This is a genomic window from Amycolatopsis sp. CA-128772, assembly GCF_002904295.1.
Taxonomy (GTDB): Bacteria; Actinomycetota; Actinomycetes; order Mycobacteriales; family Pseudonocardiaceae; genus Amycolatopsis.
On record NZ_PPHG01000098.1, the window covers coordinates 68,505 to 82,424 of the forward strand.

The 13,920-nt window shown below is 71.5% G+C and carries 14 protein-coding genes and 1 pseudogene; 6 read left to right on the forward strand and 9 right to left on the reverse strand.

Annotated elements, in window-relative coordinates:
* Window positions 1–68: 68 nt before the first annotated feature.
* From C2L59_RS45505 to C2L59_RS47300, 3 genes are all read right to left on the reverse strand, one after another.
* On the reverse strand, window positions 69–878 hold the full coding sequence (locus C2L59_RS45505) for a tetratricopeptide repeat protein (RefSeq protein WP_146060532.1): 810 nt from the start codon (window positions 876–878) through the stop codon (window positions 69–71).
* A gap of 87 nt (window positions 879–965) precedes the next feature.
* A complete protein-coding gene (locus tag C2L59_RS45515; RefSeq protein WP_103355803.1) occupies window positions 966–1,598 on the reverse strand; it encodes a hypothetical protein in 633 nt (210 codons plus the stop codon).
* Window positions 1,595–1,843: a hypothetical protein gene (locus C2L59_RS47300; RefSeq protein WP_146060533.1), complete on the reverse strand. Its 249-nt coding sequence runs from the start codon at window positions 1,841–1,843 to the stop codon at window positions 1,595–1,597. Before C2L59_RS47300 ends, C2L59_RS45515 begins: the two co-directional genes overlap by 4 nt.
* A gap of 154 nt (window positions 1,844–1,997) precedes the next feature.
* Between C2L59_RS47300 and C2L59_RS45520 the strand changes: the two genes are divergently transcribed.
* Entirely contained in the window at window positions 1,998–5,015 is a 3,018-nt protein-coding gene (locus tag C2L59_RS45520) for a DEAD/DEAH box helicase (RefSeq protein ID WP_103355804.1), read from the forward strand.
* Window positions 5,008–5,769 carry a hypothetical protein gene (locus C2L59_RS45525; protein ID WP_103355805.1) on the forward strand — a complete coding sequence of 254 codons (762 nt, stop codon included), beginning with the start codon at window positions 5,008–5,010 and terminating at the stop codon, window positions 5,767–5,769. The genes C2L59_RS45520 and C2L59_RS45525 overlap by 8 nt, the downstream gene beginning before the upstream one ends.
* On the opposite strand, the gene C2L59_RS45530 is transcribed toward C2L59_RS45525, so the two are convergent.
* Together C2L59_RS45530 and C2L59_RS45535 are read right to left on the reverse strand one after the other, a co-directional pair.
* Window positions 5,742–7,157: a M1 family metallopeptidase gene (locus C2L59_RS45530; RefSeq protein ID WP_233224070.1), complete on the reverse strand. Its 1,416-nt coding sequence runs from the start codon at window positions 7,155–7,157 to the stop codon at window positions 5,742–5,744. The genes C2L59_RS45525 and C2L59_RS45530 overlap by 28 nt on opposite strands.
* An 89-nt stretch (window positions 7,158–7,246) precedes the next feature.
* Complete coding sequence (locus tag C2L59_RS45535; RefSeq protein WP_146060534.1) at window positions 7,247–7,666, reverse strand: hypothetical protein; 420 nt, start codon at window positions 7,664–7,666, stop codon at window positions 7,247–7,249.
* Between the two features lie 82 nt (window positions 7,667–7,748).
* Between C2L59_RS45535 and C2L59_RS45540 the strand changes: the two genes are divergently transcribed.
* From C2L59_RS45540 to C2L59_RS50545, 4 genes and pseudogenes are all read left to right on the forward strand, one after another.
* Entirely contained in the window at window positions 7,749–8,351 is a 603-nt protein-coding gene (locus C2L59_RS45540; RefSeq protein WP_103355807.1) for a TetR/AcrR family transcriptional regulator, read from the forward strand.
* A gap of 9 nt (window positions 8,352–8,360) precedes the next feature.
* A complete protein-coding gene (locus tag C2L59_RS45545) occupies window positions 8,361–9,494 on the forward strand; it encodes an epoxide hydrolase family protein (RefSeq protein ID WP_199199778.1) in 1,134 nt (377 codons plus the stop codon).
* Window positions 9,495–9,567: 73 nt separating this feature from the next.
* A complete protein-coding gene (locus C2L59_RS45550) occupies window positions 9,568–10,137 on the forward strand; it encodes a carboxymuconolactone decarboxylase family protein (RefSeq protein WP_103355808.1) in 570 nt (189 codons plus the stop codon).
* Window positions 10,130–10,903, forward strand: a pseudogene (locus C2L59_RS50545) (helix-turn-helix domain-containing protein); the annotation flags it as partial. The gene C2L59_RS45550 and the pseudogene C2L59_RS50545, both read left to right, overlap by 8 nt.
* 72 nt (window positions 10,904–10,975) lie before the next feature.
* Here C2L59_RS50545 and C2L59_RS50550 read toward each other — a convergent pair.
* Genes C2L59_RS50550 through C2L59_RS45575 form a run of 4 tightly spaced genes read right to left on the reverse strand, consistent with a single transcriptional unit; the run spans window position 10,976 to window position 13,825 of the window.
* Window positions 10,976–11,383: a VOC family protein gene (locus C2L59_RS50550; RefSeq protein ID WP_370444846.1), complete on the reverse strand. Its 408-nt coding sequence runs from the start codon at window positions 11,381–11,383 to the stop codon at window positions 10,976–10,978.
* A gap of 11 nt (window positions 11,384–11,394) precedes the next feature.
* A complete protein-coding gene (locus C2L59_RS45565) occupies window positions 11,395–12,252 on the reverse strand; it encodes a hypothetical protein (protein WP_103355809.1) in 858 nt (285 codons plus the stop codon).
* The gene (locus C2L59_RS45570; RefSeq protein ID WP_103355810.1) at window positions 12,249–13,460 is read right to left on the reverse strand and encodes an RNA polymerase sigma factor; all 1,212 of its coding nucleotides are present in this window, start codon (window positions 13,458–13,460) and stop codon (window positions 12,249–12,251) included. Before C2L59_RS45570 ends, C2L59_RS45565 begins: the two co-directional genes overlap by 4 nt.
* Entirely contained in the window at window positions 13,457–13,825 is a 369-nt protein-coding gene (locus C2L59_RS45575; protein ID WP_103355811.1) for a YciI family protein, read from the reverse strand. Before C2L59_RS45575 ends, C2L59_RS45570 begins: the two co-directional genes overlap by 4 nt.
* Window positions 13,826–13,920: the final 95 nt, after the last annotated feature.

Sequence of the window (13,920 nt, forward strand, 5' to 3'; positions counted from 1 at the left end):
TGCCTTGGAGGGCTATGGCTGACGAGCTTCGAAAGCCCCTGTGAAAAATCGTGGACGCCTGGCGGACGTCAACCGGCGAGGTATGGTCCACGCAAGTTCGCGCGAATCTCGGCAGCGCGAGGCAGGTCGAATATTTCGTACACCTCCAGCGCCTTCTCCCAGCACGCCTCCGCGCGTTGGCGGTCACCCAGCTCGACGAGTAAATCCGCCATGACGTCGAGGAGCCTGCCGATACCCCTGGGGTGAACACGGCGCTTGTTGAGCTGCGAAAGAGCGGCGTTGCCGATCTCCACAGCTTCCGCGGGCCGGCCCTGGAGCTGGCACGTCAAGGCGAAGTGCTGGGGGCAGGCGAGCTCGATGCCTTCGACGTCGCCGGCACGCTCGCGCAGCATCCGTTCCCGTCCGGCGTGGTGGAGGGCTTGCTGGTGATTGCCGAGATGGGCATGGGCGTCGCTGAGGTTGCCCTCGATGACACCCTCCATGCGCCCGTGCTGATATCCGGAACTCAACGGAAGAGCTTTGTTCAGGTGGCCGACGGCGTCGGTGTAGCGACGCTGGGTGAGACTGATCAGAGCCAGCGTGTTGAGTGCCCACGACATGAGTGATCGTTCGCTGAAGCGCTCGGCCAGCGCCAGCCCCTTTTCGGCCACTTCGATCGCTCGGTCGGCGTCGCGCTCCGGCATGTCCCAGAGGAACTCGGCCAATTGGCAAAGCAAGTGCGCTTCGACCGACTCATCGCGGCTGCGTTGTGCCGCGTTCACGGTCGCCTCGACGACATCGACGAGGTCTGTCCACCGGCCTCGGCGGGTGAAGATCCCCGCTGTCCGTACAGCAACATCACGGTCAGCTTGAGGAGCGCTGCGTTCGTCAAGCTCCACCGCAGGACTGCGGACACGTTCGCGGCTTCGTCGTTCCACCAGGCCGTGACGTCGTCGATCGAAGAGAAGGACAATATGGGCAGGTCGTTATCGGCTCTCGGAAGAGGTCGGCCGAGGACGGCGGGTGCGTGACCAGCTTGGCCGTCGCCACCTGCTTGGCGTACCACTCGACCAGCCGCCGCTCTGCCTGATCGCGCTCGGCTCGGGTGCTCTCGAGACGGTGCTGATATCCGGGCCCGGGATGAGGCCCAGCAGGCGGAACAGCCGCGCCGTGGAGACGTCGAGCATGCGGTACGAGCTGTCGAAGATCGCACGAACCGCAACTTCTTCGTCGTCGGGCATCCTCAGGCTGTCCAGGCTGGTTTGTTCGTCGGCCAGTTCCGCGATCAGGTCGGCGACGGTGAGGTCACCTTCGGCGAGGCGAGCTGCCGCGATGCGCAGGGCCAAGGGCAGTCTCGCGCACAGCCTGATGAGGTCGTCCACCTGGCCGGGGTTCGCCGCGGAGAACGCGGGGCCGGCCAGTGTCCTGAGCATGCTGCCTGCCTCGTCCGAACTCATGAGGTCCAGGGCTTCACCCGGAGCCAAGGGATCGCCGGGCCCGTATCCGCGAAGGTTGACGAAGAGGCTCCCGTCGGGGAACTGCTGCTCGACTCGGCGCGCCCAGTGCAGAGCAAGCATCGTCTTCCCGACGCCGCCGGTTCCATCGACCGCGGTGATCACCACGGTTCCGGACGGACGTCCTGGCGGTTCGCTGGAAGCTGCGCGTCGAGGAACGCCAGTTGTTCCTGCCGGCCCGTGAATCCCGGCGTGGCGGGCGGAAGCTGCCGGGGCACGGCGGGTGCCGACCACCACCGATTCGTTCCGGTGACCGACATCTGATGGATCGTTCCCGCCTGTACCACTGAGCCCAGATCGCGGCCGTCGACGAGATTTTCCGTACGGGCACTGATCGGGTCCGCGGGCATTGATAACACCTCTCTGGTGATGTCTGAATCGGCCCTGCGCTGAAGTGCACAAGCTGTCTGACGGACGGCGCCGGCGTGGTCTCGGCGACGACCTCCATGCCGGCCTGTGCGACGATCTGCAGGAACCCCGGACCGGACGAAGGAGCCTCGACCCTTGCCCTCGGTGCACGCTCTGTGGTCCCCGGGCCGGGGGCTGCTGCTCTGGGCCGAGCACGATCGGGTTCCGGCCGGCACGGCGAGCCGGGCGACGCGGATTGCGTTGTCGCATCCCTTTGCCGTCTCCAGTGCCGATCTGACCGCGCTGCATCCCGGCAAACCGGCCTCGGTGACGTTGCTGCTGCCGTCGCGGGTCAACCGGCCGCTTGCCTCCGCCGAGCTCGAGCTGATGGCGGGCGGCAAGCGGCGCGGTGCGGCGCCGACCCTGCGGCCGTGGTCCGTGCCGGCCTTGGTCGTGGACGCCGCCGAGCTGGATGATCTCGATGACTCGGCGTCGTACGGTTCCTCGGTCACCTACCTGCGGGCCGTGGCCCGCCTGGCCGCGGACCTGGTGCGGCGCGGGCGCGTGCTGCCGACCCTGGTCCGGCGGGGCGATGCGGCCGAGGCGCGGTGGCGGCCGGTGCTGCAGGGTGTGGACTTCGTCGCGTTCGACGCGCTGGTCGCGGCCATGCCGCCGGCCGGGCGGGCCGAGCAGGTCGCGCCGCTCACCGGGGCGTCGCCGCGCGCGCTCGTCACCGATGCGCTGCACACCCTGGTCGACACGGCGGTCCGGGACCGGCTGGCGCGGGCCGATCCGCCCGTCGACCTGCGCGGGCGCCGGGGTGCGGCCGGGGTGTGGCTGGCCGCGCTGCAGGGCGGGGATCCCCGCGTCGAGCTGCCGCTGGACGAGCTCGGGGTCCTGGCCGGCGCCGTCGCCAAGTGGGACGAAGTCGCCGACACCGACGTCGTCGACGGCCGGGCGTGCTTCCGGCTGGCCGAGGTCGCCACCCTGCGGCAGCGGGACGCGGACGATCCCGACGACCAGACCGGCGACGGCACCAAGTGGCAGCTGCAGTTCCTCCTGCGGGCGACGGCCGATCCGAGCCTGCTGCTCTCGGCCGGGCAGATCTGGTCCGGCGAGGCGAACGGGCTGGTCCGGGACCCGCGGGGGCTGTTCGCCGCCGAACTGGGCCGGGCCGCGCTGGTGGCACCGGTGCTGGCGCCGGCGCTGCGCCGGACCCAGCCCTCCGAGTACGACCTGACCGTCGAGGAAACCGAGCAGTTCCTCACCTCGGACGCGACCCGGCTGGTCGAGGCCGGGTTCGAGGTGCAGCTCCCGGCCACCTGGGACGGCCGTCGCCGGCTCGCGCTCCGGCTCTCCGTCCGCAGCACGCCGGCCGAGCAGGTGGTCGCCCGCAGCCGGGTGGGCCGCGACGAGCTGGCCGGGTTCCGCTGGTCGATCGCGGTGGGCGACGACGAGATCGGTGAGGAAGAACTGGCCAAGCTCGTCGCGGCGAAAACGTCGCTGGTGCGCCTGCGGGGGAGGTGGATCAGCGTCGACGCCGACCGGCTCCGCGCCGGCCTCGAGTTCCTGCGCCGCGACCCGGACCGGCGCACCCCGGCCGAGCTGCTGGAGCTCGTCCACCTCGAGCCGCAAACGCCGCTCCCGGTCACCGGTGTCCGCGCCGACGGCTGGGTCGGGGACGTCCTGGCCGGACGGGTCCAGCAGACGCTGCGGCCGGTCGAACCACCGCCGTCGTTCCGCGCCACCCTGCGCCCCTACCAGCAGCGCGGCGTCTCCTGGCTGGCGTTCATGTCGGCGCTGGGGCTCGGCGCGTGCCTGGCCGACGACATGGGCCTCGGCAAGACCGTCCAGACGCTGGCGCTCGAGGCCCTCGAACGGGCGGACGGCGATCGCCGTCCGACGCTGGTGCTGTGCCCGATGTCGCTGGTCGGCATGTGGCAGCGGGAGGCCGCGAAATTCGCCCCCGACCTGCGGGTCCTGGCCCACCACGGCGGCGCCCGGGCGCACGGGGACGCGCTCGCCGGGCAGGTGGCCGCGGCCGACCTCGTCGTCACGACGTACGCCACCGCCACCCGGGACGCCGACGAGCTCGAGACGTTCCCCTGGCGGCGCCTGGTGCTCGACGAAGCGCACGCGATCAAGAACGCCGACACCGCGACGGCCAAGGCGGTCCGGCGGTTCCCGGCCGGGCACCGGCTCGCGCTGACCGGCACGCCGGTGGAAAACCGGCTGGCGGACCTGTGGTCGGTGCTGGACCTGCTCAACCCCGGGCTGCTCGGCAGCCGGTTCGCGTTCCGGCAGCGGTTCGCCGCCCCGATCGAGCGCCGAGGAGACACCGCCACGGCCGCCGAGCTGCGCCGGCGCACGCAGCCGTACCTGCTGCGCCGGGTGAAGACCGACCCCGCGATCGTCCCCGAGCTGCCGGAGAAGATCGAGATCCGGCAGGAATACCGGCTCACCCGCGAACAGGGCACGCTGTACAGCGCGATCGTCGACGACATGATGAAGAAGATCGAGAACAGCCAAGGCATCAAGCGCCGCGGCAACGTCCTCGCCGCGATCACGAAGCTCAAGCAGGTCTGCAACCACCCCGCGCACCTGCTGCACGACGGTTCCCCGATCGGGCGCCGCTCCGGAAAGGTGTCCCGGCTCGAAGAGGTCCTGACGGAAATCCTGGCCTCGGGTGACCGGGTGCTGTGCTTCACGCAGTACACCGAATTCGGGCACATGCTCGTGCCCCACCTGACCGAACGCCTCGGCGCCGAAGCCGGGTTCCTGCACGGTGGCCTGGCGAAGGGCGCGCGAGACGCCCTCGTGGAGCGCTTCCAGTCCGGCGACGGGCCGCGAATCCTCCTGCTGTCGCTCAAAGCCGGCGGTTCGGGGCTCACGCTGACCGCGGCCGGCCAGGTCCTGCACCTGGACCGCTGGTGGAACCCGGCGGTGGAGAACCAGGCGACCGACCGGGCGTTCCGGATCGGGCAGGGCCGCACCGTCCAGGTCCGGAAGTTCGTCTGCCCCGGCACCATCGAGGACCGCATCGACACCCTGATCACCCGGAAACGCGCCCTCGCGGGCATGGTCGTGGGCGAAGGCGAAAGCTGGCTCACGGAGCTGTCCACGGACGCGCTGCGCGGGGTGTTCGCCCTGGGGGAGGACGCGATCGATGACTGAGCCCCTTCCGTGGTGGGCGACCCGGTTCATCCGCGCGCTGACGGTGATCGGCGTCCTCCTGCCGGCCGGCGGCCAGGGGCGCGTCGTCTCCTTGACAGCCGGCGCCGGACGGGTCGACGCCGAGGTGCAGGACGGCGGGCGGCACCAGGTGCGGATCGGCCTGACGGCGTTCGGGAAGGCGGAGTGGGCGGCGATCACCCACGCTCTCGCCGCGAAGGCGTCCCTGACGGTCCAGCTGCTCGGCGGCGAGCTGCCCCGCGAGGTGGAACAGACCTTCAAGGCGGCCCGGCTGCCGTTGTTCCCGTCGTCGGCGCGGGAGGTGTCGCTGGACTGCACCTGCCCGGCCGGCGAGGTGCCGTGCGGCCACCTGAACGCCGTGTTCTCCGCGCTCGTGGCGCAGGTCGCCGACGATCCGTTCACGATCCTCGCGCTGCGCGGCCGGAATCGGGAAGCGCTGCTGGAGGAGCTGAAGAACCGGCTCATCTCCGCCGGGCCGCTCGATCCCGGCGACGGTTCCCCGGCTCTGTCCGACGTCATGGACACGTTCTTCGCCTGCGGGCCGGCCCCGGGCCTGAACGGCGCACCGCCGCTGCCCGCACCATGGACGGCGTCCGACGCGGTGCTGGACCAGGCGGCACCGTTCGCGATCACGGCGGACGGCGACGACGTCGCCGACCTGCTCCGGCCGGTGTACCGGGCCCTCGCGGGAGAACAGGGCGGTGAGCTTCAGAGGGCCGGCTTGCCCGGCTGGTAGAGCCAGGTACGGAAGAACGCGCCGAGGTCGCGGTGGGTCAGCCGCTCGACGAACCGGATGAACTGCTGCGTCGACACAGTGCCGTACCGGTGAGCCGTCGGCCACTCCGAGAGCACCCGGAAGAACGCGCGGTCGCCGATCTGCATGCGCAGGGCCTGCAGGGTCATCGCGCCGCGGTTGTAGACCAGGTCGTCGAAGATGCGGTCCCGGCCCGGGTCGGCGACTTCGCCGCTCCAGTCCTCCTCGTCGGCGTAGGCCTTCGCGAAGGTCTGCTGCACCGGGATGTTGTTGACCTTCTCCTGGTAAAGCCATTCCGAATAGGTCGCGAAGCCTTCGTTGAGCCAGATGTCCGACCAGTGCACCGGGGTGAGGCTGTCGCCGAACCACTGGTGGCCGAGCTCGTGGGCGAGCAGGTCGCCGTCGACGTCGCTGGTGCGCTGGTCGTAGACCGGGCGGCTCTGCGTCTCGAGGGCGTAGCCGACGCCGACGTCGGCGATGATGCCGCCGGTCGAGTCGAACGGGTACGGCCCGTACACCGAGGACTCCCACTGGACGATCTGCGCCGTGGTCCGGTTGAACACCTGACCCTGACCGGGTTTCGTGTCGATCGCCTGGCCGATCGCGGTGATGTCCGGCAGACCGCCGGGTGTCACGCCGCGGGTGACGTTGTAAGCGCCGATCGCGAGCATGCTCAGCTCGCTCGCCATCGGCCGGTTCATGAACCAGCGGAAGGTGCTCCGGTGGTCGCGGGTGGTGGTGGGGCCGGGTTCGCCGTTGGCCAGCACGGTGAGCCCGGCCGGCACGGTGATGGTCTGCGTGTAGGTGGCCTTGTCGTCGGGGGTGTCGTTCACCGGGTAGTAGGTCGCCGCGCCGATCGGCTGGTTGAGCGCGATCGCGCCGTCCTTGGTGGCGACCCAGCCGGAGAGGCCCAGCGCGGGGTCGTCGATCTTCTGCGGCACGCCGGCGTAGCTCACCGAGACGACGAACGAGCTGCCCTTCCGCAGGCCGTACGGCGGGGTGATGACCAGCTCCTGGGCGCCGCTGCGGGTGAAGGTCGCGTCGAGACCGTTCACCGAGAGCTTGCTGATCGTCAGCGGTCCCTGGAAATCCAGGTCGAAGCGGGAGAGGTTCTGCGTGGCGGTGGCGAGGATCGTCGTGGTCGCGTCGATCGCCCCGGTTCCGGGGTCGAACGCCAGCCGGATGTCGTAGTGGCCGACGTCGTAGCCGCCGTTGCCCATGTCGGGAAAGTACGGATCCCCGGCGCCAGGAGAGCCGGGGGAGTACCGCGGCCCCGGTGCGGCCTCCGCGGCCGGGCTCACCGCGGCCAGCAGCCCGGCGGACAGTACACAGGAGACGATCAACAGGTGGCCACGGCCGGCGCCTCGCATCGGTCCTCCTCGGCAGTCATCGACGCTGAAGAGTAGGTCCGATCAGACACCCGATCAACCCTGTTGCGGCGGCGCCGAAGCCGGTTCGGTCACGCGGGCGTCCGGTTCCGCCGCGTTCGCACGAGGCGGTAACCCGCACCACCGAGACCGAGCAGCACCAGCACCGCCCCGGCTCCGACGGAGAAACGGGCGCCGTCGCCGGCCCGCTCGACGCGGTGCTGGTCGGGCCAGTAGCGGACATCCATCCGGTTGCCGACCTGGTAGTGGTGCTTGTTGCCGGTCGTGACATCGGCGCGCACGACACCCTCGGGCCCGGTGAAGGCGACTTCGTAGCTCGGCGCCTTCTGCGCCACCAGGACCTGGGCGGGGAACACCCCGGCCGACCGGTTCTCGTCAGCCACCGCCCGCCCGCCGGCGACCAGCAGCACGGCGCCGACGATCGCCAGGAATACCAGCAGGAAGATCCCGACGTAGCCGAAGACCCGGCTCTCGGCCTCGGATTCCCCCATGTCCATACCCGATGATATCCGGCAGCGGCGCCCGAAGGGGCGGATACCGCGGCGAACCCGACGCTAGTGTACGTTTGTTCTTATGGCTCGTCCCGAGGCGGATGCGAAGGGAGCAGGCCGGCGACCCCGCCGGCACGATCCCGGCCGCCGGGTCCGCATCCTCGACGCGGCCCTGGACGTCCTGGTGGAGCGGGGGCCGGCCGGGATGACCCACCGGCACGTCGCCGCGCGGGCCGACGTGCCGCTCGGCTCGGTCACCTACCACTTCGCCGGCTTGGCCGAGCTGCAGGCGCAGGCGTTCACGCGCTTCGTCGAGCTGCAGACCGCGGTGTTCGAGACGCTCTTCGACGCCGTCGCCACTCGCGCGGACTTCGTCGAAGTGCTGGCCGACCTCGTCCACGCGAGCCCGGCCCGGCAACGCAGCGCGGTCCTCGGGTTCGAACTGCACCTGGCGGCGCTGCGCGACCCCGAACTCCGCGTCCTGGCCGAGGCGTGGACGAGGAGCAGCCAAGCAGTCCTGGCGCGCTTCGTCGGCGCGGACGACGCCGCCCGCCTGGATGCGCTGCTCGAAGGGATGATCATGCACGCGCTGCTGGCGACCGGCCCCGGGTCCCGGGAGGCCGCGCGGTCGGCCATCGAAAAAGCCGTCGAGCTGCCCGGTGCGGACGGCTTTCCGGCGGCGTAAGGAGAAACCATGCTTCCCGACCGGCCCGTGCTCGCCGTCACCGATGCCGAACTCGGCGACCTGCGAAGGCGGCTGGCCGCCACGCGGTGGCCGGCGCCGTGGCCGGTGGCCGGCTGGGCGGCGGGCACCGATCCCGGCGAACTGCGGCGGCTGGCCGGCCATTGGGCGTCCGGTTACGACTGGCGTGCGCACGAGGCCGCCATCAACGCCCTGCCGCACCACTTCGCGGACATCGCCGGAACCCCGGTGCACTACCTGCGGTTCGACGGCGAGACCCCGGACGCCTTGCCGATCGTCCTGACCAACGGGTGGCCCAGCTCGTTCCTGGAACTGGCCGGCTTCGCCCGGCGGCTGGCCACACCGTCGGAACACGGTGGGGCCGCCGCGGACTCGTTCACCGTCATCGTCCCGTCGCTGCCGGGCTTCGCCTTCTCCCCGCAACGCCCATCCCTGCCGGACCCGGTGCAGACCCACGAACTGTGGCACCTGCTCATGCGGGAGGAACTGGGCTTCACCCGGTACGCGGCGCACGGCGGGGACCTGGGTGCGGGCATCACCTCCCGGCTGGCCGAAGCCCATCCGGACGCCCTGGTGGGTATCCACCTGATGGCCGTCGCCGGTCCGGCCGCCTACGACGACGCGAGCCTCACCGCGCAGGAGCGGGCCTACCTCGGCTCGGTGGCGACCTGGTCGGCGCGGGAGGGCGCGTACCAGCACCAGCAGAACACCCGGCCGGTCACCTTGGCCTACGGCCTCGCCGACTCGCCGGCCGGGTTGCTCGCCTGGATGGTCGAGAAGTACCGCGCGTGGAGCGACTGCGGCGGCGACCTGTCGTCGCGGTTCAGCGACGACTTCCTGCTGACGCAGGCGTCGCTCTACTGGTTCACCAACACGATTTCGACCTCGTTCCGGCCGTACTACGAGTACAGCGAGAACCTGACCCGCAGGGTCGAGCGGGTCGACGTGCCGACCGCCGTCGCGTTGTTCCCGGCCGACCTGACCCAGCCGCCGCGCAGCTGGGCGGAGCGCACCTACCACGTCACGAGGTACACGAAGCTGCCGCGCGGCGGCCACTTCGCCGCCCACGAGGAACCGGAACTGCTCGCCCGGGACATCACGGACTTCTTCCGGGAACTGCGCTGAGCCCCGGGAGCCCGGCGGTGTTTACCTCCGAGGGAATTGGTTCGCCGCGCCCCCTCCGGCAAACTCGCCGGACATGACCAGTTACCGGATCCACACACCCGACACCGCCGGCGAAACCGCGAAGGAGCCGCTGCAGGTGCTCGAAAGCGCTTTCGGGTTCGTGCCCGCCGCGGCCGGCCTGATGGCGAACTCGCCGGCGTTGATCACCACGTTCTTCTCGGCCTTCGGCCATTTCCGGGGCGGGGGCACGTTCGGCCCGGACGAGCGCCAGGTCCTGCTGCTGTCCAACGCGGTCGCCAACCGCAGCGAGTGGGCGGTGGCCTTCCACACGCTGGAGTCGCTGCAGGACGGCGTCGAGCCGGCCGTGGTCGAGGCGATCCGCCGCGGCGAAGTTCCCGCGGACCGGCGGATGGCGGCGTTGTCGGCGTTCACCCGGTCGCTGATCGAGAAGCGGGGGCACGTCGAGGACGCGGACGTGGCGGCGTTCAAGGCGGCGGGCTTCACCGACGGGCAGGTCTTCGAGGTCATCACCGGCGTGGCGATCTCGGCGATGACGAACTACACGGCGAACCTCGCGTGGCCGCCGCTGGAGGACGCGGTGGCGCCGCACGCGTGGAAGACGGGATACTCGGCGGGTGCCTGAGGTAGGTCCCCTGCTCAAACACTGGCGTGGTTCGCGGCGGCTGAGCCAGCTGGCGCTGGCCGCCGAGGCCGCCGTGTCGGTCCGCCACCTGAGCTTCGTCGAGACGGGCCGGGCGAACCCGAGCCGCGCCATGGTGCTGAAGCTCGCGGAGGTCCTCGACGTCCCGTTGCGCGAGCGCAACACGTTGCTGCTCAGCGCCGGTTTCGCGCCGGAGTACGCGGAGTCCGCATTGGACGCACCGGTCCTGGCCGCGGTGCGGGACGCCCTGGAGACGATCCTCGCCCAGCAGGAACCGTTCCCGGCGCTGGTGATGGACCGCAGCTGGGACATCCGGCACACCAACACCGCCGCCCGCCGGTTCTTCGCCTTCCTCCAGGACGGCCGGCCGGCGAACCCGCCGGGACGGCCGAACGTGCTGCGCAGGATGTTCCACCCGGACGGCGCGCGGCCGCACGTGACGAACTGGCCGGAGGTCACCGAGGCCCTGGTGCGGCGCGCCCGGCGGGAGGCGATCGGTGGCGTCCTCGACGAGCGGGCCCAGCGCATCCTCGACGAGGTGCTGGACTACCCGGGCGTGCCACCACACCTGCGCACCCTGGACGCGACGGCCCCCACCCTCCCGATCGTCCCGATCAGGTACGAACGCGACGGCCGCCGGTTCGCCTACTTCTCCACGGTGACCACGCTGGGCACACCGCAGGACGTGACCCTGCAGGAGCTGCGCATCGAGTGCTTCTTCCCGATGAACGACGAGACCCGGCAGCACGCCCGCGAACTGGCCGCCCCGGCGGGACCTGACCGACGGCGGCACCCCGCCATCGACGGGGCGCCGCCGGCCTCAGCTCTGCGGGGCGGGTTCGTAGAGGCTGAACGGCGTGCCCTGGTCGTCCTGGCAGTGGGCGATCCGGCCGACGCCCGGCACCGTCCGGACGTCCTCGCCGCGGCCGCCGAGTTCGTGCAGCCGCTTGACCGAGGCGTCGATGTCCTCGGTGGTGAAGTAGACCCGGGGGTGGGTGAAGCCGTCGCCGGCGGCGGTGATCGCGCCGGCCGGGCCGTTGTCGAGCACGTGGTAGTCGCCGCCGAATTCGCTGGTGCCCCAGCCGAAGAGGCCGCCGTAGAAGGTGCGGGCCTTGGCGGTGTCGGGGGTGGGGATTTCGATCCAGTCGACCTGTCCGGGCATGGCCGGTCCTTTCCTTCCTGAACGGTTACGCAGACGAGGACGAACGGCCGGGGCCGATCTCGACATCGCCCGCCGGATCAGGTTCCGATCGCCTGCCGGCCCGCGTCGTAGCTGCGCAGCGCCGCCCCGACGGCCGCGGCGGCGGTCACCTCGAAGAGGACGTCTTCGCGGTAGCTCGCCTTGAGCTCGGCGACGTCGGCGTCGGTGATCCGGTGGGACGCGTCGCGGACGTTCGCCGCGTAGGACTGCAGGGGTTCCGGCAGCCCGGCGCCGGAGAAGGCGGCGGCGCGGGTCGCGGGATCCGTCTCGCCCGGCGTTCGCAGGACGGCGTGCCGCAGGTTCTGCGCGGGGTCGCCGAGGTCGGTGTAGCGGCCGTCGGCGATCAGGAAGGCGGGGAAGCGGTAGCCGAACCGGTGCAGGGACCGGGTGCCGGTCTCGAGCTGGCCGTCGCGCAGGACGAAGCCGAACGCGTTGGCGAGCCGGTTGACGATGTTCCACACCAGGTTCACCCGCATCGCCTCGAGAACGGCTTGCCGGGGCAGCCCGCTCACCACGGCGGCGCCGGGGTGCCGGCCGACGGACCCCAGGAACGCGGCGACGGCGGTCAGCTCGGGACGTGCGGTGCCGGGGTCGTCCGGGTCGAGCTCGCCGGGGCCCGCGATCCGGACGAGCTCGGCGTGGGTGACCGCGCAGAACGGGCACTCGTGCAGCTTCGCGGTGGCCATGGCGAGGTACTCGCGCTCGGCGGCGGTCCAGTACGACGGCCCGCGCATCGCCTCCGCGGTCAGGGCCAGCAGCGGCCGCGCGAAGAGCCCCGGCCGGTACAGCAGCAGCTTCACGATGTCGGGCGTGGCCACCCCCGATTTCTTCGACGTGAGCGCGAAGAACACCTTGGCGCGCCGGCGGTGCCCGTCGTCGAGAATGGACAGTCTCATGGGGACTCCAGGGCGTGCAGCCGGCCGGCGAGGTAGCGGCGGTCGGCGGGTTTGGTGGCGAGGTCGTGGGCACGCCGGTACGCGGCCGCGGCTTCGGTCGTCCGGCCGAGCCGGCGCAGGAGATCGGCGCGGGCGGCGTGCAGCAGGTGGTAGCGGTCGAGGCCGTCGATCCGGTCGAGCAGCGCGAGCCCGTCGGCCGGGGTATCGGTCATCGCGACGGCCACCGCGTGGTTCAGCGCGACCACCGGCGAAGGGCTGATGACGAGTAGCTGGTCATAGAGGCCGGCGATCCCGGCCCAGTCGGCCGGGGTCCGGGTGTGCAGCACCGCGATGGCCGCCTGCAGCTGGTACGGCCCGGGCGCGCCGAGACGCAGGGCCCGGTCCAGCAACTTGACCGCTTCGGCGATCTCGGCGTGATCCCACCGCGAGCGGTCCTGGTCTTCGAGCAGGACGACGTCGCCGCCGGGCGTGTAGCGAGCGGCCGCGCGGGAGTCCTGCAGGAGCAGCAGCGCGGCCAGGCCGAGGGCCTCCGGTTCGTCGGGCATGAGGGTCGCGACCAGCTTGGCCAGGCGGATGGCCTCCTGCTGGAGTTCGCGGAACTCCGGCTGGTCCGGGCCCGCGGTGTAGCCGTGCGTGAAGATCAGGTAGAGCACCGCGAGGACGCCGGAGAGCCGTTCGGGCAGGAGGTGGTCGGCGGGGACGGTGAAGCTGATCCCGGCGTCGCGGATCTTGCGCTTGGCCCGGACCAGCCGCTGGGCCAGCGTCGCCTCGCCCACCAGGAAGGTGCGGGCGATCTGCCCGGCGGTCAGCCCGGCGACGGCCTGCAGGGTCAGCGCGACGCGCGCCTCCTCGGCCAACGCCGGATGGCAGCAGGTGAAGACGAGGCTGAGCCGCTCGTCGCCCACGGCGAGCAGGCTGTCCGCACCGAGGTCCACGGTCGTCGCCTCCGGAGGTGGGTCGAGCTCGGCGAGCTTCTCCCGCCCGCGACGAGCCCGGCGGAGCCGGTCGATCGCGCTGTTGCGGGCCGCGGTCAGCAGCCAGGCCACCGGGTCGTCCGGCACGGCGCCGCCGTCCCACTTGCGCAGGGCCAGCGCACAGGCGTCCTGCAGCGCGTCCTCGGCGAGTTCGAAGTCACCCAGGACGCGGACCAGCGCGGCGAGCATCCGGGACCGGTGTTCGCGGTAGGCCGCCTGCAGGACGGAACTCATGCGCCGGTCGCGGTCCGATGCCCCGGGACGGTGGCGAGCGGCCGGACCTCGATGGAGCCGGCCGCGGCCATCGGGCACAGCGCGGCCAGTTCCAGGGCTTCGTCGAGGTCGCGGCAGTCGAGGACGTAGGCGCCGCCGAGGTGCTCGTGGGTCTCGAGGAAGGGCCCGTCGGTGATCAGCGTCCGGCCCTCCCGCACGGTGACGGTGGTCGCGGTGTGCTCGCCCTGCAGCGGGTGCGCGGCGACGAACGCCCCGCGCCGGCGGCACTCGTCGGCGAAGGCGTTCACCCTGGCCAGCGCGTCGGGGAACCGCGGATTGCCGGGTTCGGGGCGGTCGCAGTTGTAGATCAGCAGCATGTACTGCACGTGTCCTCCAGCTCGGGCGGTGTGGCGGCGTCGAAGAGGATGACGAACGGCACGACGGTAACTCGACAGGGCGCGCCCGGTCACAACCCGGCTGC